We start from the raw sequence: 22023 nt of genomic DNA on the forward strand, positions 1-22023 counted from the left end.
GATAAATCGCGCCGTTACGTTGGTCAATCAGGGTTTCTTCTGTGATGATTGCTGACGATCCAGCCACTGTTCCAGTCGGCTTTTCGCTTCGCTCTGCAACTGCTGGCGCAATACCTGATCTACCGGCAGCGAGTACTGCAAATTATCCCACGGCCCGTACATCCGCAGGGGGATGGTCTGCTCATTCATGACCGCAGCCAGCTTCTCGTCCCCTTTCCAGCCACGCAACATCATATTGATGGTCACATCCAACTGACGGGTAAGCAGATTGATATTCCCCTGGCTCTGTACCGCCAGATGATTGCTGCCGCCCTGTAAATCAGGCAGCGTGACAACACCTTTATTCAGGCTGATGCGGCCACTCAGTTGCTGGATGCTCTGATCTTCACCTTCATCATTGCTGACGCGATTGCTGACGCGCGCCACGGCACGGCTCACCATCTGTTGCAGATTAAGCTGCGCGAGTTGCAGGTTGGTCGCCGTCAGCTCTGCACTACCCTGCCACTTCTGTTTAGCATCATCAATGCTCAGACCACTGCCGCTCAAATCCCCTTGCAGAGATACCGTCCCCTGAAGCACTTCCGGCAAGGCAAACGCCTTCAGCAATGGCGCAATTGCCACCTGCTGCAATTCGGGTTGCAGTGTCACCGTGGTGATTGGATGACGAATATCGACAGTGCCCGGAATAGAAAATTGCCCGTCACCCAACTTGCCCTGTAACTGACTCAGCGTCATCAACCCTTCCTGGTTGCTCGCCGTCAGTTGCAACTGATTGAGCGTCAGGCCACGCCATACCGCCTGATCTGCCGTCAGATTGAGCGCCAGATCCATCATATTCAGCGGAGAATCGCTATTGTCACGTTCGCGTGGTTCCGCAATCACTGGCGTGCGTATCACAGTGGCATGCTGCGCGGCACTGCTATCAGTTGCCGGCGCACTGACCATCAGGTTATCGAGGTTAAGTGCCGTCGCATGCAATTTAAGATCAAGCCGCTGCGGCAGCATCAGGCTCCCTTCAGCACTGCCATCAAGAGAACTGTCGTTGGCGCTCAGCTGCAATTTATTTAAGGCAAACTGCTGCCGGTCACTGTTCCACTCACCCTCACCGCTTAACGTCCCTTTAATCCCCTGCGTCGGAAGATTCGCGCCATCAAGGGTGTAATCCAGCGCATCAATGCGCCCACTGAGACGATGGGGGTATTGAGCCGCATCGAACTGCCCTTTCAGGCTGACAGTGAAATTACGCTGATTGCGTGAAATACGGGTGCTGAGATCGATGCTGGCTTGTTTGCTGGCATCCTGATTCAGGCTGAGATTGAAATCGCGGAAGTTATATTCGTCGCCACCCTGCTGCTGCCAGATAAGCAGGCTATCAGCAAGTCGTAGCTTACCAATATCGAAAGACCAGCCATTGCTGCTGGTGGTCGGCTCGGTGTCACGCGGCCCCACAGGTGAGCCCGTGGGTTTTTGCGCATCGCTGTCGGGTATGACACGAATGATGGCATTCTTCAGCATCACCTGGCTGACGCTGAGTTGATGAGAAAGTAATGGCCAGAGATTCACGTCCAGACGCATATTCTCGGCGGTAACCAGCGGCTGGCTGGCACCCGGCGCTGTCAGGCTCATACGCCCCGCGAGAATACTGAGCTGCGGCCATACATGCCAACGTAAATCGCCGTTAACCTGAAGCCGATAACCACTTCGTTGTTCCACCTGATGTACCATATAGGTACGAAAGTCGTTGGGGTTTACCAGCAACACCAGAGCGGTCATTCCCGCGACGACCACCACTAACAGGATGGCCAGCGTGGTTATCAATCTTCTCATTACTTCCTCAAAGTTTGACGATCAATCTTTGTCGATACGGCTGGCATCAGCACCCTGCTGACCGCGATATTTCGCATCTTCACGACGATTGTAAGGACGCGCTGCCGGACCAGAGAGCGGCTCAAAGCTTAATGCCCCAATCAACATGCCGGGACGCAACGCCAGTGGCAGCTTACCCGAGTTGTAAAACTCCAGCACGATCCGTCCCTGCCAGCCGGGATCAATACGGTGCGCAGTAACATGCACCATCAATCCCAGACGCGCCAGTGATGAACGACCATCCAGCCAGCCGACGAGATCATCGGGTATCGTCACCGACTCCAGCGTCACCGCCAGCGCCAGTTCCCCCGGATGCAGAAAGAAGGCTTCCCCTTCCGGCAGCACGATTTCATCGCTCATCACGCGGTCCAGCGCAGCACTCACCTCATGCTTCGGACCACTTAAATCGATAAAAGGTGCAGTGTGACCGCTAAACGTGCGGAACTGATTGCCCAGGCGCACATCTACGGTGGCCCCATTAATACGTTCAACCGGTGGGCGCGGTGTGATCGCCAGCTTACCGCTGTCCAGCCAGGTTTCTATATCGCGATCGCATAATCTCATCGCTGTAACTCCATGATTTAAGTGTAGCGAAGGGCTGCCATTTGGTGACAACCTGAGCCGCACACGTCCATCCGGACGCGGTTTATTCGAAGAACTGGTTAATTTTTGCCTTGAGGATATCAATGGCAATACGGTTTTTCCCGCCGCGCGGCACAATAATGTCGGCGTACTGCTTGGAAGGCTCGATAAATTGCAGGAACATCGGGCGCACGGTCTTCTGATACTGGCTCATCACCGAATCCATCGAACGACCACGTTCATTAACATCGCGTTTCATACGACGCATCAGACAGATATCCAGCGGGGTGTCGACAAAGATGGAGAAATTCATCTCCTGACGCAAGCGTGCATCAGTCAGCAACAGAATCCCTTCCAGAATGATCACTTTTTTCGGCTTCAGATGGATAGATTCAGAGGTACGGGTGTGCTCGACATAACTGTAAACCGGCAGATCAATGTTCTGGCCTGCCTTCAGCGCCTGCAAATGTTGCAGTAACAAGTCATGATCCATCGCGCTGGGATGGTCATAATTGGTTTTTACCCTCTCTTCCATTGTGAGATGACTTTGATCTTTGTAGTAGGCATCTTCCGGGATCACCCCGATATGCTCGTCACCGACCTGGTCACGGATTTCACGGTAGAGCGTGCTGGCAATAAGACTTTTTCCGGATGCGGATGCACCTGCAATGCCAACGATCACGCACTGATGAGACTTGTCAGTCATACTTTTTTAAGACCTGATAACTGGAGCCTGTTGAAGCACATGCTTCGACGGGCCGATAATGAGAGGGTTTGGTTGGCGGCAATTATAGGGATTTCACCGGTTTGATGCCAGAGAAATGCAGCCGACACCTTTTCAGATTATCCCCTTTTGCAGCGGGGCGCATAATCGATACACTGTTCTTCATGCCGACGCGGTATGCAGCGTTGCGCCTGTTCGATTGTAAGCCCGCAAGGAGAAGTATGAGCTGGAAAACCCTGACGTATTTCGGTGACAGTATGTTGCTGATCCCTACCGCGGTGATCATCGCACTGGTGTTGCCGTGGAAAAGCGACAACCATCGTACCGTCTGGTACTGGTTGCTGGCATTTGGCCTCGCGGGTTTGCTGGTCAGCATCTCGAAAATCATGTTTCTCGGCTTTGGCATCGGCAGCGCCAGATTTAACTTCACCGGATTCAGTGGCCACAGTGCCATGTCAGCGACGCTCTGGCCGGTGATGATGTGGCTGGTGTCGGGTCGCTGGTCTGGTTTCTGGCGGCTGTGCACCATTGGTGTCGGCTACCTGATTCCGATGATGGTCGGCTTCTCGCGTCTGGTGATCCATGCGCATTCGCTCAGTGAAGTGCTTGCCGGCCTGATGCTGGGCTTTACCCTCAGCAGTGCGTTTCTGCTCAGCCAGCGCGACACCGCACTTAAAGGTTTTAGTCTGCCGCAGATGGGTGTCGCATTTCTGGTACCACTGTTATTGATGAGCCACGGGCGGGTTGCGACCACCCAGCAATTCCTTGAACGCTTCTCCGCTGACCTCGCCGGGCTGGAAAAACCTTACACTCGTGCGGATCTTTTTCGTCAGTGATCAGTCAGCCCCTTGTTAATAAAGGGCGATTCAATGCATTGAATAAGGTAGAAAAGTGAATTCGCGGCAGACATCTTTTCCAGATGTGCTAGCATGCCAGTTAGAGAATGACTGGCGCATTTTTCGTCGTGTTGCGAATGCGCGCTGCTGGATTCGTGCATGACCCTCGAAATTTTAACCTCGCAAGATGGCTCAAAGAAACATTGGCTCAACGCCCTCTACCTCGGGGTAGTTGCGTTTGTGCTGACGTTATTCTGTCTGGAACTGATCATTGTCAGCGGGCGTATTTCTCCGTTGTGGTTCTCCACCGCATTAATGACCATTGTGGTGTTCCGCGCCCCGGCGCACCGCGTGCCGCTGCTACTGTTTGGCTGCATCGCAGGCACTGCGTTAGCCAATCTCCTGGTGATTGGCCCGGCGGTCAGCAACCTTAAATTTGCCCTGCTTAACATGTTACAGGCGCTGATGGGCGGTATCATGCTGCGTGCGCTGCTCGATCGGCGCGCCCCTCTCGACTCACTGTTGGACTGGGGCCGTTATGTGGTCACTGCCGGTATTATCGCGCCTTTTGTCGGCGGCTTGCTGGCACTGTGGTTGTTAAGCGTCAGTGGCACCGCCTCGCTGCCGTTTTTCTCCACCTGGGTGATTTCCGAAGTCATTGGTATGCTGGCGCTGGGCCCGGTGTTGCTGCTGTGGCCGTTAGGAAAGCAGGAAAATCCGGTTGCGCGCCATCGCAGTATAGAAACGGTCCTCACCCTGGCCATTACCCTGCTTGCCAGCTACCTCAGTCTGCGTTATCTGCCGTGGCCCTTCACCTTTATTGTGGTGATCCTGTTTTGGTGCGCGATACGCTTACCCAAGTTCGAAGCCTTTTTACTGTTCCTGCTCAACTCCAGTTTTATCTCGCTGCTGCTGGCATTCAACCTGGTCAATCTCGGTCACGATGACCGTATGCTGGGTCAGGCTGGAACCTGGCTGCCCTTCCTGTTGGTGCTCATCCCCAGCCACGTTATGGCGCTGGTGATGGATGCATTCCAGCGTGAAAAAAATCATATCGCTGAGAGCGAAACCCGCTTCCGTAATGCTATGGAGTATTCCGCGATTGGCATGGCGCTGGTTTCCCCGCAGGGCAATTGGTTGCAGGTCAACCAATCGCTGTGCCGAACTCTGGGCTTTCCGGCGGAAGAGTTGCGTAAGCTCACTTTTCAGCAAATCACCCACCCTGACGATCTGAACAACGATTTACAGCAACTCAGGCGGCTGCTGGAGGGTGAAATCATGACTTACACCCTGGAAAAGCGTTATTTCCGCAAAGATGGCGAAACGGTATGGGCGCGCCTGACCGTCTCAGTGGTGCGGGATGCCCAACAACAACCGCTGTATTTCATTTCACAAATCGTTGATATCTCTGAGCTTAAGCAGAGTGAGCAAGTGAATCGACGCCTGATGGAACGCATTACCCTCGCCAATGAAGCAGGCGGCATTGGCGTGTGGGAATGGAACCTGGTGACCGGTGAGCTGATGTGGGACAAACGCATGTATGAGTTGTTTGCGCTGGCACCGCATGAAGTCCCTACCTATGACCTGTGGTTACAACGGGTGCACCCAACAGAACAGGAATATGTCGCGCTGACGGTGCAGCAGGCGATTGAACGCCGCAGTGCGTTTCATATGGAATACCGCATCGGATTATCGGAGGGGATTCGTTATGTGCGTACCGAAGCTAACCGTATCCTCAGCCAGGATGGGCAGATCGAACGTATGCTCGGTATCAGCCAGGATATTACCCACCTGCGCGCACTGAACGATGCCTTATTCCAGGAAAAAGAACGCATGGCGATTACCCTGGATTCGATCGGTGAAGCGGTGATCAGCACCAACGATGAAATGCAGGTCACCTTTATGAATCCGGTGGCAGAAAAGATGACCGGCTGGACGCAGGATGCCGCAGCAGGGATGGCAATCTCCGAGTTGCTCAACATCACGCATGGCCCTGCCGGAGCGCGGATCCACAATCTGCTGTTGTGCCAGCCTCCGGCAGAAAAAACCACGCCAGACCTGGAAGAAGAGCTGGTGTTGCACACCGCCGACGGGGGCGTATTCGAAGTCCATTACAGCATCACCCCACTGAAGACGCTGACTGGCGAGAGTATTGGGGCAGTGATGGTCATTCAGGACGTCAGCGAATCACGCAAGATGATGAAGCGTCTGAGTTATAGCGCCTCTCACGATATGCTGACGCGTTTACCCAATCGCCTCAATTTTGAAAGACAGTTGAAACGTTTGCTGAGTGATGCGGCGGTCAACCAGCATCGGCATGTGCTGGTATTTATCGACCTCGACAAATTTAAAGCGGTGAATGATACCGCGGGCCATGCTGCCGGAGATGCGCTGTTGCGCGAGCTTAGTGAGCTGATGCAACACCATATCCGCAGCAGTGATTTCCTCGCCCGCCTCGGCGGTGACGAATTTGGCTTGCTGTTGCCGGACTGCGAGGTCGATGACGTGCGCGAGGTGGTACAACGGCTGGTGACGGCGATCAATCAGTATCGTTTTATGTGGCTGGACAGTATCTATCAGGTCGGTGCCAGCGCCGGTATGACGCAGATTGACGAGCATAATTGCATCAGCAATCTGGTGATGTCCCAGGCCGACGTTGCCTGCTACAGCGCCAAACACGCCGGACGCGGGCAATATCATGTTTATCAGGAAATACAGATGTAATCTGCCTTGCCTGCCCGCGCGAGCTGCGCTAAAGTCGCCCCCTTTTTTCCGGCATGGGGGACAATAATGTTTATCGGATTCGATTATGGCACCGCCAACTGTTCCATCGCAGTCAGCGATGCGGGCACACCACGGCTGCTGACGCTGGAAAATGGCCAGCGCCTGCTTCCCTCCATGATTTGCGCGCCCACCCGCGAAGCTATCAGCGAATGGCTTTACCGGCACCATCAGGTGCCGACTCCCGACAGCGAAGGTCAGGCGTTGCTGCAACGCGCGTTGCGTTTTAACCGCGAAGAAGACATCGATGTGACCGCCAGCAGCGTCCAGTTTGGTCTTACTGCGTTGCAAAACTATATGGTTGAGCCGGAAGATGTGTGGTTTGTTAAATCGCCCAAATCCTTTCTCGGGGCCAACGGCCTGAAACCGCAGCAGATCGCGCTGTTTGAGGATTTGGTCTGCGCCATGATGCTGCATATCCGCCAGCAGGGTGAAAGCCAGCTCGACCAGCCGATTGATCAGGCGGTGATTGGTCGTCCGATTAACTTCCAGGGTTTGGGCGGAGATGAAGCGAATGAGCAGGCGCAGGGGATTCTACTGCGTGCGGCTAAACGCGCCGGTTTCCGCGATGTGGAATTTCAGTTTGAACCGGTGGCCGCAGGTTTGGATTTCGAAGCCACACTGACCAAAGAGACACGGGTGCTGGTAGTCGATATCGGCGGCGGTACTACCGACTGCTCGATGCTGTTAATGGGGCCGGAATGGCGCAATAAAGCCGATCGTCGCGCCAGTTTGCTGGGGCACAGCGGTTGCCGCGTGGGCGGAAACGATCTGGATATTATGCTGGCGTTCAAAACCCTGATGCCGCTGCTCGGTCTTGGCGGCAGCACGCAGAAAGGCATCGCCCTCCCCGCCCTGCCGTGGTGGAACGCGGTGGCGATCAACGATGTTCCGGCACAAAGCGAGTTTTACTCTGCCGCCTGCGGCAAGCTACTGCGCGACCTGGTACGTGATGCCCAGGATCCTGAGCAGGTCGCATACCTGCTGAAGGTATGGCAACAGAAACTGAGCTATCGGCTGGTGCGGGCGGCGGAAGATAGCAAGATCGCGCTTTCCGATCAACCGGTTACCTCCGCTTCGCTGGCATTTATTGCTGCGCAGTTGCAGACGGAAACCAGCGCGGCACAGTTGGAAGAGGCGATCAATCAACCGCTGGAACGCATTCTGGAACAGGTGCATCTGGCACTGGCGACCTGTGAGACCAAGCCGGAGGTGATCTATCTGACCGGCGGCAGCGCCCGTTCACCGGTGCTGCGTGCAGCGTTACAGCAGGCATTACCGGATACGCCCATTGCCAGTGGCGATGATTTTGGCTCAGTCACCGCGGGCCTGGCCCGTTGGGCCGAGATTATGTTCGGTTAACCGAACATAATTTCTGTCGCGGCGCGATTTATCGCGCAGAATTGGAGGCGTCCCACAGGACGCCTCTTTGGTAAGTGATTAATCAGAAATTGATATTCGCCGCGATACCGCCGATAAACGCATCTTTCACTTCGCTCACTGCCCCCGGCGCTACAACATATTGCAGGTTTGGACGCAGTTGCAGCCATTTGGTCAACTGAGCGTTGTAATAGATTTCATAGTTATATTCAGAGCCATCCTGAATCGGCAGATAGGTCGGGCTGTTGTAGTCCGTTTCACCATTCGCCGCATTTTGCTGACGTAATGCCGTGGTATAGGAGCTGTTTACGTGGATACGTGCTGCACCAATACCAATTTCGTCGGCAGGACGCGCATCAAACGGTCCTTTCCAGGTAAAGCTGATGGATTGATAGTTGTCGGTTTTTGAGGTTTTGTGATCGTTCATCACCGCCTGAACCGTGACGCCCAGACCACGGCTGGCATCGCCGCCCTGCGCCGTCAGCTGTTGTTGCAACAGGACATAACCACCATAGGCATGCGCCTGATCCTGGTAAGCGCCATTACGCCAGCTGCCATACACATCGCCATCAACTGACGAATAGTAGTAACCGATACGGTAGTTACCCGGCAGTTTGTTCGGGCCAAAGGTCGGTTTCCAGCCCAGTTCCACCGGCACCATGTTGCCGAGTGAATTGTTCATATCAAGGCGGAAGCCATTGCCGGTATCGTAGTTTTTCGGGTTGTCGTTATAGAAGCCCACCTGGAAGAACACTTCCGGCGTAATGTTAACTTTGATACGACCGCCCCATTGTGAAACCGGCCAGTTGTACCAACGGTCGCCACGCCAGTTACCGGCCTGGCCACTGCCGAACGCCAGGTTCTGGAATTTGCTGTCGAAGTTATCGAAGTCTTCACCCACGGTGACACGACCCGCTTTGATATCGACCACGTCATTAAATAGTCCCTGGCGTAACCAGAATTGGGTTAAACGCCAGGTCTGACCGCGACCGTAGACTTCCTGAACGGAAGAGAGCGTGCCAGTACGCGGATCGCCCACCTGATCAGAGATGTTCTGGCCATTACGGTCGGTAATGGTCATCTGGAATTCGGCATCCTGCCAGTTCAGCAGTTTTTCCAGATCGAGATTGACACCAAACGCCCACTGATCGCTGTAGCGCATCGAGGTGTTTTTGTCATAACCACCACCAAGGTTAGAGGCGCTTTCCATGGTGTAGTTAACGTCAAATTTGACGCCATCGTTCTCAAGCTGCGTTCGGTAACCGCCCCAGTCACCAAACATATAGGGAGAATCGTAGCTGAATGCATCTGCTGCCACGGCAGATGCGCTCAGCAGAGCGAACATAATCGTTCCCGCGGCCAGACGGCTCGGGATGCGTTGCACTGCTTCTTTTCTGTTCATAATGATTATTCTTTTGTGAGTTACTGGAAAGATCGAGCAGAGAATAGTGCTGAGGGTGGGGTGATTTTTGCAAATATGTGCTCAGAGTTCCCTGAGGTGACAGTTAATTAATGCAATTGTGACAGCGATCTATGAATGAATATCTTTTGACGAGAATGGCATTTTTTGACTGGAAAAAATTACGTTCCGGTTAATTTCAGCAACCCATTGTTGCGGCGCGATAAATCGCACCGCGATGAAAGGATAATTAACTGGCACTGGCGCGCGACAGTTCTTCAATCTCTTGTTTACCTAACCTGAGTTGCGTTGCCTGCACCAAATCATCAATCTGCGCTAACGAGGTCGCGCTGACAATTGGCGCGGTGATGCTCGGGCGAGCAATCTGCCATGCCAGGGCTACCTGAGTGGGTGACGCATCATGGGAATCGGCCACGGTGTCCAGCGCATCAAGAATGCGCAAGCCACGCGGATTAAGATATTTTGCGACCACGCCCTGTCCACGCGCACTTTTGCTGGCATCTGCTGCGGTACGATATTTGCCGCTGAGGAAGCCACTGGCCAGTGAATAGTAGTTAATCACGCCCAGGCCATGTTCCACTGCAACTTGCTCCAGACCGCTTTCATAGCCCTGGCGATCATACAGGTTGTACTCCGGTTGTAACGTTTCATAACGTGCCAGCCCCTGCTGCTCGCTGATATCCAGCGCTTCCTGCAACCGTTCGGCGCTGTAGTTGGATGCACCTATCGCCCGGACCTTCCCTTCTTTGATTAATGAATCGAACGCGGCCAGCGTGTCAGCCAGCGGCGTATCCTGATCATCGCGGTGCGCCTGATACAGGTCGATATAATCGGTTTGCAAACGGCGCAGTGAGTCTTCCACCGCCTGGCGAATATATTGCGGTTTCAGGCCGGTTTTATCCGGCGACAATTCCATACCCACTTTGGTCGCCAGCACGATGCTGTCGCGTTTGCCGGTTTTTTCAGCCATTTACCAATAATGGTTTCCGATTCACCGCCCTGATTGCCAGGCGCCCAGCGCGAATAAACATCGGCGGTGTCAATAAACCACAATCCCTTCTCCACCAATGCATCCAGCAAGGAAAAGGACGTTTTCTCATCCACGGTCCAGCCAAACACATTCCCACCAAAAGTAAGAACCGGCACTGCTATACCCGTGTCGCCAAGCTGGCGAGTTGATTGTTGACTCATTTTATTTCTCCTTAATTGAAACGAGACGGCTCAGCTCTCCAGCTTAGCAAAGGGCAAAACCGGCTTATGAAAAAATCCTGATAAAATTCGTACAGAATATGAATACTTAGCGTGCACAGGACGATATTCTTATTTCCTTCAATTTTCGCCCATGCCTGGCGACTACAATTCTTTCGTTTGCGCTCCGGCAGGTTGGGCGGCGCATTTTGGGAAAACGAATTCGCTGGAGAGCACATAACTTCATGAACACCCGACGTCCATTGTTGAAAAAAAGCCTGATTACTCTGGCGATCGTCGCTGTACTGGCGGGCGGTTATTTCTGGTGGCAACATCCGGCTGAACCCAACAAACAGCCACAGGCCGAAGGACAACGCCATCATGGACGCGGCGCGGGTGGTGCGAATGGCGCTAATCGTCGACCACTGGCCCCGGTTCAGGCCGCCACCGCCACCTTACAAAGCGTGCCACAGTATCTGACTGGCCTCGGCACCGTCACCGCTGCCAACACCGTCACGGTGCGCAGCCGGGTCGATGGTCAGTTAATGGCGCTGCATTTCACAGAAGGGCAACAGGTTAACGCTGGCGCGTTGCTGGCCGAGATCGACCCGCGCCCTTATCAGGTGGCGCTCACCCAGGCACAAGGACAACTGGCTAAAGATCAGGCCACGCTTGCCAACGCCAAACGCGATTTGGCCCGTTATGAAAAGCTGGCAAAAACCGCGCTGGTTTCACAGCAGGAACTGGATACCCAACGCTCGTTGGTGAGTGAAACCCTCGGCACCATCAAAGCCGATGAAGGCAACGTCGCCAGCGCGCAACTGAACCTGACCTACAGTCGGATTACCGCCCCCATCTCCGGGCGCGTCGGCCTGAAGCAGGTCGATGTTGGCAACTACATTACCTCTGGCGACACCACCGGTCTGGTGGTGATCACGCAAACGCATCCGATTGATGTGGTATTCAGCGTGGCCGAGAACAATATCAGTCAAATCCTCAAGGCACAGAAAAGCGGCCAGCCGCTGGTGGTGGATGCCTGGGATCGGAGCAACACCAGCCTGCTTGCCACAGGTTCGCTGCTGAGTATTGATAATCAGATTGATGTCACCACCGGTACCATCAAATTAAAAGCGCGTTTCAGCAATGAAGACGACGCGTTATTTCCCAACCAGTTCGTCAATGCACGCCTGAAAGTCGATACCCTGCAGGATGCGGTGGTTATCCCTGCCGCTGCGTTGCAAATGAGCAACGACGGCCATTTTGTCTGGGTGGTGAATAGCGAGAACAAGGTGAGCAAAAAACGCGTTACCGCCGGTTTGCAGGATAGCCAGAAAGTGGTGATCAGCACCGGGCTGGAAGCGGGTGAACGTGTGGTGACCGACGGTCTGGATCGTCTGACCGAAGGCGCAACCGTTGAGATTGTCGCGCCGCAGAGCACCGCCACCCACAGCACTCGCGCTGCGCAGCCAGCACGCGGAGAACGTCAATAATGCAGGTTATGCCTCCCGACACCAGCGGTGGACCGTCACGCCTGTTTATTCTGCGCCCGGTGGCAACCACCCTGCTGATGATCGCTATTTTGCTGGCCGGTATCCTCGGTTATCGCTTCCTGCCGGTTTCCGCGCTGCCGGAGGTGGATTACCCGACCATTCAGGTCGTTACCCTTTACCCCGGCGCCAGCCCGGATGTGGTGACCTCGTCAATCACCGCACCGCTGGAGCGCCAGTTTGGTCAGATGTCGGGGCTGAAGCAGATGGCTTCGCAAAGTTCCGGTGGCGCATCGGTGATAACGCTGCAATTCCAGCTCACGCTGTCGCTCGATGTTGCCGAGCAGGAAGTGCAGGCGGCAATCAATTCCGCAACCAATCTTTTGCCGAGCGATCTGCCCAATCCACCGGTCTACAGTAAAGTTAACCCGGCCGATCCGCCGATCATGACCCTTGCCGTCACGACCACCAGCATGCCGCTCACCCAGGTGCAGGATATGGTGGAAACCCGTGTGGCGCAGAAGATTTCTCAGGTCAGCGGTGTCGGCCTGGTGACGCTCTCCGGCGGGCAGCGTCCCGCCGTGCGCGTGCAGATGAACGCGCAGGCGCTGGCAGCATTGGGGCTGACCAGCGAAACCGTGCGTACCGCCATCAGCAACGCTAACGTCAATTCGGCGAAAGGAAGCCTCGACGGCCCCACCCGTTCAATCACCCTGTCTGCCAACGATCAGATGACTTCTGCCGAGGATTATCGTCAGTTGATCATCAGCTACAACAACGGTGCACCGGTGCGTTTGGGCGATGTTGCCACCATCGAACAGGGCGCGGAAAATAGCTGGCTCGGTGCCTGGGCGAACCGTCAGGCCGCCATCGTGCTCAACGTACAACGCCAGCCAGGCGCTAACATTATCGCCACGGCAGATAACATTCGGGCGCTGCTGCCATCCCTGACCGCTGCGCTGCCGAAGTCGGTTGAAGTGAAAATGCTCACCGATCGCACCACCAATATCCGTGCCTCAGTGGCCGATACCCAGCACGAGCTGATGCTGGCAATTGGCCTGGTGGTGATGATCATCTATCTGTTTTTACGCAATGTCCCGGCCACCATTATTCCGGCGGTAGCCGTTCCCCTGTCACTGGTCGGCACCTTCGCCGCGATGTATTTTCTCGGTTTCTCGATCAACAACCTGACGTTAATGGCGCTGACCATCGCCACGGGCTTTGTGGTCGATGACGCCATCGTAGTGATTGAGAACATCTCCCGCTATCTGGAGAAAGGGGAAAAACCGCTTACCGCGGCGCTGAAAGGTGCCGGTGAAATCGGCTTCACCATTATCTCCCTCACCTTCTCCCTGATTGCGGTGCTGATCCCGCTGCTGTTTATGGGAGATGTGATTGGCCGTTTGTTCCGTGAATTTGCCGTCACCCTGGCGGTGGCGATCCTGATCTCCGCCGTGGTATCGCTGACGCTGACGCCGATGATGTGCGCACGCATGCTCAGTGCCGAATCCTTACGCAAACAGAACCGTTTTTCACGCGCCAGTGAAGCGATGTTTGATCGAGTAGTCGCCGGTTATGGCCGCTGGCTGACGCGGGTGCTGAAACATCCGTGGCTGACGTTGTCAGTCGCGCTGGGCACCCTGCTACTTACCGTTTTGCTATGGATCGTTATCCCCAAAGGATTCTTTCCGCAACAGGATAACGGCATCATTCAGGGCACCTTGCAGGCGCCACAGTCCGTCTCCTATGCCAACATGGCGCAACGCACCCGCGATGTCGCCTCGATCATCATGAAAGATCCGGCGGTGCAGAGTCTGACTTCATTTGTCGGGGTGGACGGCACTAATGCCGCCCTGAACAGCGCACGGCTGCAAATCAACCTCAAACCGTTAGCCGAGCGCGATGATCGTATCCCGGCAGTGCAGAAACGGTTGCAGGATGCGATCGCCAGCGTGCCGGGCGTGTCGTTGTGGCTGCAACCGGTCCAGGATCTCACCATCGATACTCAGGCCAGCCGCACCCCGTATCAGTTCACGCTGCAATCCGGCTCGCTTGATTCGCTGAGTACCTGGGTGCCGGCGCTGCAAAACCTGCTCAACACCCTGCCCGAACTGCGCGATGTCAGCAACGACTGGCAGGATCAAGGGTTAGAAGCCTTTATCCGTGTCGACCGCGACAGCGCCAGCCGTCTGGGTATCACTATGGCGGATGTCGATAACGCACTGTACAACGCCTTCGGTCAGCGTCTGATCTCAACCATTTACACCCAGGCCAATCAATATCGCGTGGTGTTAGGACAGAACAATGAGGCCACACCCGGCCTCGCCAGTCTGGACGGCATTCGTCTGACCAGCACCGATGGCGGCAGTGTGCCGCTGAGTGCCATTGCCAGAGTGGAAGAACGTCATGCGGCGTTGAGTATCAACCATCTCGACCAGTTTCCCTCAGCAACGTTCTCCTTTAACGTGGCCGACGGCTATTCACTTGGCGACGCCGTCAAAGCGGTCAGCGCAGCTGAAGATCAGGTCGGCATGCCTGCCGAGATGATGACCCAGTTCCAGGGCAGCACGCTGGCATTTGAAGCGGCGCTCACCAGTACGGTGTGGCTGATCATCGCGGCGGTGGTGGCGATGTATATCGTGCTGGGGGTGCTGTACGAAAGCTTTATCCATCCGGTGACCATCCTTTCAACGCTGCCTACCGCCGGGGTGGGGGCGCTGCTGGCGCTGATGATCAGCGGCAACGAACTGGATATTGTTTCGATCATCGGCATCATCTTGTTGATCGGTATCGTGAAGAAAAACGCCATCATGATGATCGACTTTGCGCTGGCCGCGGAACGGGAACAGGGCATGTCCCCGCGAGAGGCGATTTATCAGGCCTGTCTGCTGCGTTTCCGTCCGATCCTGATGACCACATTGGCCGCTCTGCTGGGTGCGCTGCCATTGATGCTGAGTACCGGCGCGGGGGCGGAGTTACGTCGGCCGCTGGGAATTGCTATGGCTGGCGGCCTGATCCTCAGCCAGATCCTGACGCTGTTCACCACTCCGGTCATCTACCTGTTGTTTGACCGCCTGGCACAGATCACGCGTCGCCGCTTCCGCCGCCCGGAGACGCAGCCGTGAAGTTCTTTGCCCTGTTCATCCACCGCCCCGTCGCCACCACGCTACTGACGCTGGCGATTGCGCTGGCGGGGATTCTCGGCTTCCGTCTGCTGCCGGTCGCGCCGCTACCGCAGGTTGATTTTCCGGTGATCGTGATTTCCGCATCGCTGCCGGGTGCCGCGCCGGAAACCATGGCCTCTTCGGTTGCGACGCCGCTGGAACGTTCGCTCGGGCGGATCGCTGGCGTCAGCGAGATGACCTCCACCAGCTCGCTGGGCAGCACGCGTATTATCCTGGTGTTTGATTTTGACCGCGACATCAACGGTGCCGCGCGCGATGTGCAGGCGGCGATCAACGCCGCGCAGAGCCTGTTGCCCACCGGGATGCCAAGCCGTCCGACTTACCGTAAGGCCAACCCTTCCGACGCGCCGATTATGATTCTGACGCTGACCTCGGAGATTTATAATCCCGGTCAGCTGTATGATTACGCCTCAACGCAACTGGCGCAGAAACTGTCGCAGATTGAAGGCGTTGGCGATGTAACGGTGGGCGGAAGCTCGCTGCCAGCGGTGCGTGTCGAGTTGAATCCGCAGGCGTTGTTCAATCAGGGCGTGTCACTGGATGCGGTGCGCACAGCGATTGCTAACGCCAACCAGCGCCGTCCACAAGGCGCGATTGATGACCATCAGCAACGCTGGCAATTGCGTACCAACGATGAACTGCAAACCGCCAGCGATTATCAGCCGCTGGTGGTGCATTACAACAACGGCGCGGCAGTACAGCTGCGTGATGTGGCGAACGTGCAGGATTCGGTGCAGGATGTGCGTAACGCCGGGATGACCAATGGCAAACCGGCGGTGCTGCTGGTGATCCGCAAATCCCCGGAAGCGAACGTCATCGACACCGTGGACCGTATTCGTGCCGAACTGCCGGAGCTGCATGATGTCATTCCGGCATCCATCGACCTGCAAGTGGCGCAGGATCGTTCGCCCACCATCCGCGCCTCCTTGCAGGAGGTGGAGCAGTCGCTGATCATCGCCGTCGCCCTGGTGATTCTGGTGGTGTTTTTCTTCCTGCGTGACGGACGCGCCACGTTAATCCCCGCTGCCGCAGTGCCGGTGTCGTTGATTGGGACCTTTGCCGCCATGTATCTGTGCGGCTTCAGTCTGAATAACCTGTCGTTGATGGCGCTGACCATCGCCACCGGTTTTGTGGTGGATGATGCCATCGTGGTGCTGGAGAATATCGCGCGCCATGTCGAAGCCGGGATGAAACCCTTACCGGCGGCGTTGCAGGGGGTACGTGAAGTCGGTTTTACCGTGCTGTCGATGAGCCTGTCCCTGATTGCGGTATTTCTGCCGCTGCTGATGCTCGGCGGTATCATTGGCCGCTTCTTCTCTGAATTCGCGATAACCCTCTCGGTGGCGATCCTGATCTCGCTGTTTATCTCCATCACCCTGACGCCAATGATGTGCGCATACCTGCTGAAACCACATGCTCCCCGCGCACAGCCGCGTCTGCGCGGTGCCGGACGCGTGCTGATGGCGGTACAGCATGGCTATGGTCGCTCACTCGGTTGGGTGCTGGATCATGCGCGCTGGGTCTTGCTGGTGCTGCTGGCCACCGTCGGGCTGACCATCTGGCTGTTTATCTCGATTCCCAAAACCTTTATGCCAGAGCAGGATACCGGACGACTGACCGGCTTTATCTCTGCCGACCAGAGCATCTCCTTTCAGGCGATGCGGGGGAAATTGCAGGACTTTATGAACATCATCAAGGCCGACCCGGCGGTGGATAATGTCACCGGTTTCACCGGTGGCTCGCGCACCAACAGCGGCTCGATGTTTATCTCCCTTAAGCCGCTTTCCGAACGGAGTGAAACCGCCCAGCAGGTGATTGCCCGCCTGCGTACCAAATTGGCAAAGGAGCCGGGCGCTAATCTGTATCTCAATGCGGTGCAGGACATCCGTATTGGTGGACGCGAGTCAAACGCCAGTTACCAGTACAGCCTGCTGTCCGATAACCTGGCGGATTTGCGCACCTGGGAGCCGCAGATCCGTAAAGCGTTTGCCGCCCTGCCGGAGCTGGCCGACGTCAACTCTGATCAACAGGATAACGGCAGCGAGATGGCGCTGACTTACGATCGCGAGAGCATGGCGCGGCTGGGGATTGACGTTTCCGCCGCTAACGCCTTACTGAATAACGCCTTTGGTCAGCGGCAGATTTCGACCATCTATCAACCACTGAACCAGTACAAAGTGGTGATGGAAGTGGAACCACGTTACACCCAGGATATCAGCGCCCTGGAGCAAATGTTTGTCATCAACAGCGACGGAAAAGCTATCCCGCTGAGTTGGTTTGCCCGCTGGCAACCGGCCAATGCGCCGTTGTCCGTTAACCATCAGGGCTTATCTGCCGCTTCGACTATCTCTTTTAACCTGCCGGAAGGCGTATCCTTGTCGCAGGCGTCCGATGCGATTGACCGCACCATGACGGCACTGGGTGTTCCCAGCAGCGTGCGTGGCAGCTTTGCCGGTACGGCGCAGGTGTTCCAGCAGTCGCAATCCAGCCAGCTGTACCTGATTCTGGCGGCAATTGCGGCGGTGTATATCGTGTTGGGGATTTTGTATGAGAGCTATGTCCATCCGCTGACTATTCTCTCTACCCTGCCCTCCGCCGGAGTCGGTGCGCTGCTGGCGCTGGAGCTGTTTAACACCCCGTTCAGCCTGATTGCGCTGATCGGCATTTTGCTGCTGATTGGCATCGTGAAAAAGAACGCGATTATGATGGTCGACTTTGCGCTGGAGGCGGAACGAAACGGCAACCTGACGGCGCGTGAGGCGATATTTCAGGCGTGCCAGCTGCGTTTTCGCCCGATTCTGATGACCACGCTGGCCGCGCTGTTTGGCGCACTGCCGTTGGTACTGACCAGCGGCGATGGCGCAGAACTGCGGCAACCGCTCGGCATCACCATCGCTGGAGGCCTGGTCATGAGCCAGCTGCTGACGCTCTACACCACACCGGTGGTGTATCTGATGATGGATAAGCTGCGACGCAGGAAGCGCCCGGCGCTGATCAATATTCAGGAGAATTAACGGGATGAAGAGACCATGACCACTCAGAACGCGACGGTGCGCTGGCAATTGTGGATTGTCGCTTTTGGCTTTTTTATGCAGTCGCTGGATACCACCATCGTCAACACCGCCATTCCGTCGATGGCGCGCGACCTCAGCGTCAGTCCACTGCATATGCATTCGGTGATTGTCTCCTATGTGCTGACGGTGGCCGTCACCCTACCGCTAAGTGGCTGGCTGGCTGACCGTTTTGGTGTGCGGAATATCTTCTTCACCGCCATCGTATTATTCAGCATTGGTTCAGTGTTCTGCGCCTTCTCCGGCACGCTGGATCAACTGGTGCTGGCGCGTGTTATTCAGGGGGTCGGCGGCGCGATGATGGTACCTGTCGGGCGCTTAACGGTGATGAAAATCGTCCCGCGCGAGCAATATATGTCGGCGATGACTTTTGTTACCCTACCCGGCCAGGTCGGTCCCCTGCTCGGTCCGGCGCTGGGCGGTATTCTGGTGCAGTACGCCAGTTGGCACTGGATCTTCCTGATCAACATCCCGGTCGGCATCATTGGTGCCATTGCCACCCTCGCGATCATGCCCAACTACACCATGCAAACCCGACGCTTCGACTTTCTCGGCTTCGGTTTACTGGCCGTAGGCATGGCGACCCTGACGCTGGCGCTTGATGGACAGCGAAGCACCGATGGCTCTGCGCTGCTGCTCGGTCTGCTAATCCTGGTTGGCGTCTTTTCCCTGCTGTTTTATTTGATGCACGGTCGTAACAACGACGATGCCCTGTTTAGCCTGAAATTATTTGATAACCGCATCTACTCCATCGGTTTGCTCGGCAGTTTTACCGGTCGCATCGGCAGCGGCATGCTGCCGTTTATGACGCCGATTTTCTTGCAGGTGGGCCTCGGCTTCAGCCCGTTCCACGCGGGGCTGATGATGATCCCAATGGTGCTGGGTAATATGGGGATCAAACGCGTGGTGGTGAGGATCGTGAATCTGTTCGGTTACCGCAATGCGTTGGTGGGTGGCACCTGCGCGCTCGCGCTGGTGGTGCTGCTGTTCCCGGCGGTCGCGTTGCTGGGCTGGACCTGGCTGCTGCCGGTGGTGTTACTGCTTCAGGGGATGGTCAACGCCATTCGCTTCTCATCCATGAACACCCTGACGCTGAAAGAGCTGCCAGATGAACTGGCGTCCAGCGGCAACAGTTTGCTGTCGATGATCATGCAGCTCTCCACCAGCATTGGTGTCACCATCGCTGGCCTGCTGCTGGGTGCTTTCGGTCATGGCGCCATCGCCAACAGCGCAGCAGCCCACCAGACCTTTATCTACGCTTACCTCAGCATGGCGCTGGTGATTATTCTGCCTGCGCTGGTGTTCTGGCGTGTGCCGAAAGATGTGAGCAAAAACGTCGATCTGCGACGCAAAAGGAGTGAAGGATGAAGCGCGCGCTGAAACTCGGCATTGGTCCCAAGCTGTTTATGGCGATTTTTTCCACCTGCATGCTGGTGATTATCATCATGCACTGGGGGGTGCGGCTCAGCTTTGAACACGGCTTTGTCGATTACATTCGTAAAGGGAATGAACAACGTCTGACGCTGCTGAGCGATGCGCTTGCTGACCAATATGAACAGCACGGTAACTGGGATTTCCTGCGCAACAATGACCGGCTGATTTTTTCTATCCTGCGTTCGCTGGAGCAGAACCCCGGCAGCGGTAACCTGCTGCCCCCACACGGCTGGCGCACCCAGTTCTGGATTATCGATCAGCAATACAAGGTACTTTCTGGCCCGCGATCCCCGGTCCCCCCTGAAGGGACAAGACGCAATATCACCACCAGCAATGGCAAAGTGGTTGGCTGGGTGATCGGCTCACCTGCTGAACGCCTCACCCGCAGCACTGACATCAATTTTGACCAACAACAGCGCCGCACCAGTTGGATCATCGTAGGCTTTACGGCCCTGATGGCAGCGCTGGCGACCTGGCTGATGGCGCGCGGCTTGCTGGCCCCGGTAAAAAGGCTGGTGGATGGCACCCACCATCTGGCCGCAGGCGATTTCGCCACGCGGGTCGAAGTGGGCAGCAGCGACGAACTCGGCCAGTTGGCGCGCGACTTTAACCAGCTCGCCAGCTCGCTGGAAAAAAACGAGAGCAACCGCCGCGCCTTTATGGCGGATATCTCCCATGAACTGCGCACGCCGCTGGCGATCCTGCGTGGCGAGCTGGAGGCCATGCAGGATGGTGTGCGCAAACTGACGCCGGAAGCCATCTCTTCGCTACAAAGCGAAGTGGTGGTGTTGACCAAGCTGGTGGATGATTTACATCAGTTATCCCTCTCTGATGCCGGTGCCCTTGCCTATCGCAAGCAGGCGGTGGATTTGGTCCATCTGCTGGAGGTGGCGGCGGGTAGCTTCGGCGAACGCTATCGCAGCCGCCAGCTGACCTTGCAGCTGACATTGCCAGCAGAAGCGCCGAGTTTCGGCGATCCCGATCGGCTGATGCAGCTGTTCACCAACCTGCTGGAAAACAGCCTGCGCTATACCGATGCCGGTGGTCAGGTGCGCCTGACCATGAAAAACCTCGGCGACAGTTGGCAGCTCTGCTTTGCCGACAGCGCGCCTGGTGTGGACCCGGCCCATCAGGCCCGGTTGTTTGAGCGTTTCTTCCGCGCGGAGAGTTCACGCAACCGTGCCAGCGGCGGCTCGGGTCTTGGTCTGGCGATCTGCAAAAATATTGCGGAAGCGCATGGTGGCAGCATTAGTGCAGATCTCTCTGATTTAGGTGGTCTGCAAATCACGCTAAACTTGCCTTATGTTCCCCATTAAGCACAGCCTATGAGCACGGAAAAGCACGACCCTTTAATCCTTGTTGTTGAAGACGAACCGAAACTGGCGCAGCTGATGATTGATTATCTGCAAGCGTCCAACTATCGCACCCACCATATTGGCAACGGCAGCGAAGTACTGAGCTATGTGCAGCAGACGCCGCCGGATTTGATGCTGCTGGATTTAATGTTGCCAGGCCGCGATGGCTTAACCTTGTGTCGCGAAATTCGCCGTTTCTCCGAATTACCGATCATCATGGTGACGGCGCGCACCGAAGAAATTGATCGCCTGCTTGGCCTGGAAATCGGGGCCGACGACTATATCTGCAAACCCTTCAGTCCGCGTGAAGTGGTGGCGCGGGTGAAAACCATTTTGCGCCGCGTCAAACGGACGCCGGAAGAGGCGCAGCAGGCGTCACATCTGGTGATCGATGAGGGGCGTTTCCAGGCCACCTGGCGTGAACAACAACTGGAGCTGACCCCAGCCGAGTTTCGGCTGTTGAAAACGCTGGCGCTGGAGCCAGGTAAAGTGTTTTCGCGTGAACAGTTGCTCAACCATCTGTACGACGATTATCGCGTGGTGACCGATCGCACCATCGACAGCCACATCAAAAATCTGCGCCGTAAGCTGGAAAGTCTCGACGCGGAACAACCCTTCATCCGCGCGGTATACGGCATGGGTTATCGCTGGGAGGCCGATGTCTGCCGCATCCTGTAGCAATCAGCGCCTTAGCTTGATCCAGGTCAATTTACT

At 56.0% G+C, this 22023-nt stretch carries 13 protein-coding genes and 1 pseudogene; 9 read left to right on the forward strand and 5 right to left on the reverse strand.

Features of this window, described 5'->3' with window-relative positions; genetic code table 11:
- Window positions 1-27 precede the first annotated feature (27 nt).
- The 3 genes from asmA to udk all read right to left on the reverse strand — a co-directional run bounded on the left by asmA (window position 28) and on the right by udk (window position 3154).
- Window positions 28-1827 carry an outer membrane assembly protein AsmA gene (asmA, locus tag AC6I8R_RS13670; RefSeq protein WP_497832465.1) on the reverse strand — a complete coding sequence of 600 codons (1800 nt, stop codon included), beginning with the start codon at window positions 1825-1827 and terminating at the stop codon, window positions 28-30.
- Between the two features lie 21 nt (window positions 1828-1848).
- Window positions 1849-2430 carry a dCTP deaminase gene (gene dcd / locus AC6I8R_RS13675; RefSeq protein WP_021185983.1) on the reverse strand — a complete coding sequence of 194 codons (582 nt, stop codon included), beginning with the start codon at window positions 2428-2430 and terminating at the stop codon, window positions 1849-1851.
- A gap of 82 nt (window positions 2431-2512) precedes the next feature.
- On the reverse strand, window positions 2513-3154 hold the full coding sequence (gene udk / locus AC6I8R_RS13680; RefSeq protein WP_021185984.1) for a uridine kinase: 642 nt from the start codon (window positions 3152-3154) through the stop codon (window positions 2513-2515).
- A 239-nt stretch (window positions 3155-3393) separates the two neighbouring features.
- Between udk and AC6I8R_RS13685 the strand changes: the two genes are divergently transcribed.
- The 3 genes from AC6I8R_RS13685 to yegD all read left to right on the forward strand — a co-directional run bounded on the left by AC6I8R_RS13685 (window position 3394) and on the right by yegD (window position 8151).
- Window positions 3394-4008 carry a phosphatase PAP2 family protein gene (locus AC6I8R_RS13685; RefSeq protein ID WP_208723981.1) on the forward strand — a complete coding sequence of 205 codons (615 nt, stop codon included), beginning with the start codon at window positions 3394-3396 and terminating at the stop codon, window positions 4006-4008.
- 159 nt (window positions 4009-4167) lie between these two features.
- A complete protein-coding gene (locus AC6I8R_RS13690; protein WP_497832466.1) occupies window positions 4168-6732 on the forward strand; it encodes a diguanylate cyclase in 2565 nt (854 codons plus the stop codon).
- 66 nt (window positions 6733-6798) lie between these two features.
- Window positions 6799-8151: a molecular chaperone gene (yegD, locus tag AC6I8R_RS13695; protein WP_497832467.1), complete on the forward strand. Its 1353-nt coding sequence runs from the start codon at window positions 6799-6801 to the stop codon at window positions 8149-8151.
- Window positions 8152-8233: 82 nt separating this feature from the next.
- Here the strand turns inward: yegD and AC6I8R_RS13700 are convergent, their stop codons facing one another.
- Together AC6I8R_RS13700 and AC6I8R_RS13705 are read right to left on the reverse strand one after the other, a co-directional pair.
- Entirely contained in the window at window positions 8234-9571 is a 1338-nt protein-coding gene (locus tag AC6I8R_RS13700) for a carbohydrate porin (RefSeq protein WP_497832468.1), read from the reverse strand.
- A gap of 247 nt (window positions 9572-9818) precedes the next feature.
- Window positions 9819-10780: pseudogene (locus tag AC6I8R_RS13705) on the reverse strand (aldo/keto reductase).
- Between the two features lie 242 nt (window positions 10781-11022).
- Here AC6I8R_RS13705 and AC6I8R_RS13710 point away from each other — a divergent pair.
- The 6 genes from AC6I8R_RS13710 to baeR are packed head-to-tail and all read left to right on the forward strand — an operon-like array spanning window position 11023 to window position 21987.
- On the forward strand, window positions 11023-12267 hold the full coding sequence (locus tag AC6I8R_RS13710) for an MdtA/MuxA family multidrug efflux RND transporter periplasmic adaptor subunit (RefSeq protein WP_497832469.1): 1245 nt from the start codon (window positions 11023-11025) through the stop codon (window positions 12265-12267).
- On the forward strand, window positions 12267-15389 hold the full coding sequence (locus AC6I8R_RS13715) for an MdtB/MuxB family multidrug efflux RND transporter permease subunit (protein WP_208723975.1): 3123 nt from the start codon (window positions 12267-12269) through the stop codon (window positions 15387-15389). Before AC6I8R_RS13710 ends, AC6I8R_RS13715 begins: the two co-directional genes overlap by 1 nt.
- A complete protein-coding gene (gene mdtC, locus AC6I8R_RS13720; RefSeq protein WP_497832470.1) occupies window positions 15386-18463 on the forward strand; it encodes a multidrug efflux RND transporter permease subunit MdtC in 3078 nt (1025 codons plus the stop codon). Before AC6I8R_RS13715 ends, mdtC begins: the two co-directional genes overlap by 4 nt.
- A 15-nt stretch (window positions 18464-18478) precedes the next feature.
- Window positions 18479-19888 carry a multidrug transporter subunit MdtD gene (gene mdtD, locus AC6I8R_RS13725; RefSeq protein ID WP_021185993.1) on the forward strand — a complete coding sequence of 470 codons (1410 nt, stop codon included), beginning with the start codon at window positions 18479-18481 and terminating at the stop codon, window positions 19886-19888.
- A complete protein-coding gene (baeS, locus tag AC6I8R_RS13730) occupies window positions 19885-21270 on the forward strand; it encodes an envelope stress sensor histidine kinase BaeS (protein ID WP_497832471.1) in 1386 nt (461 codons plus the stop codon). Before mdtD ends, baeS begins: the two co-directional genes overlap by 4 nt.
- 9 nt (window positions 21271-21279) lie before the next feature.
- The gene (baeR, locus tag AC6I8R_RS13735) at window positions 21280-21987 is read left to right on the forward strand and encodes an envelope stress response regulator BaeR (RefSeq protein ID WP_021185995.1); all 708 of its coding nucleotides are present in this window, start codon (window positions 21280-21282) and stop codon (window positions 21985-21987) included.
- Window positions 21988-22023: the final 36 nt, after the last annotated feature.

The organism is Pantoea sp. X-Soil-OKNW-713 (genome assembly GCF_059730685.1).

Excerpts from the sequence above, each read along its gene's own strand:
- asmA (WP_497832465.1), bottom strand. The coding sequence starts at position 1,827 with ATGAGAAGATTGATAACCACGCTGGCCATCCTGTTAGTGGTGGTCGTC.
- dcd (WP_021185983.1), bottom strand. The coding sequence starts at position 2,430 with ATGAGATTATGCGATCGCGATATAGAAACCTGGCTGGACAGCGGTAAG.
- udk (WP_021185984.1), bottom strand. The coding sequence starts at position 3,154 with ATGACTGACAAGTCTCATCAGTGCGTGATCGTTGGCATTGCAGGTGCA.
- AC6I8R_RS13685 (WP_208723981.1), top strand. The coding sequence starts at position 3,394 with ATGAGCTGGAAAACCCTGACGTATTTCGGTGACAGTATGTTGCTGATC.
- AC6I8R_RS13690 (WP_497832466.1), top strand. The coding sequence starts at position 4,168 with ATGACCCTCGAAATTTTAACCTCGCAAGATGGCTCAAAGAAACATTGG.
- yegD (WP_497832467.1), top strand. The coding sequence starts at position 6,799 with ATGTTTATCGGATTCGATTATGGCACCGCCAACTGTTCCATCGCAGTC.
- AC6I8R_RS13700 (WP_497832468.1), bottom strand. The coding sequence starts at position 9,571 with ATGAACAGAAAAGAAGCAGTGCAACGCATCCCGAGCCGTCTGGCCGCG.
- AC6I8R_RS13710 (WP_497832469.1), top strand. The coding sequence starts at position 11,023 with ATGAACACCCGACGTCCATTGTTGAAAAAAAGCCTGATTACTCTGGCG.
- AC6I8R_RS13715 (WP_208723975.1), top strand. The coding sequence starts at position 12,267 with ATGCAGGTTATGCCTCCCGACACCAGCGGTGGACCGTCACGCCTGTTT.
- mdtD (WP_021185993.1), top strand. The coding sequence starts at position 18,479 with ATGACCACTCAGAACGCGACGGTGCGCTGGCAATTGTGGATTGTCGCT.
- baeS (WP_497832471.1), top strand. The coding sequence starts at position 19,885 with ATGAAGCGCGCGCTGAAACTCGGCATTGGTCCCAAGCTGTTTATGGCG.
- baeR (WP_021185995.1), top strand. The coding sequence starts at position 21,280 with ATGAGCACGGAAAAGCACGACCCTTTAATCCTTGTTGTTGAAGACGAA.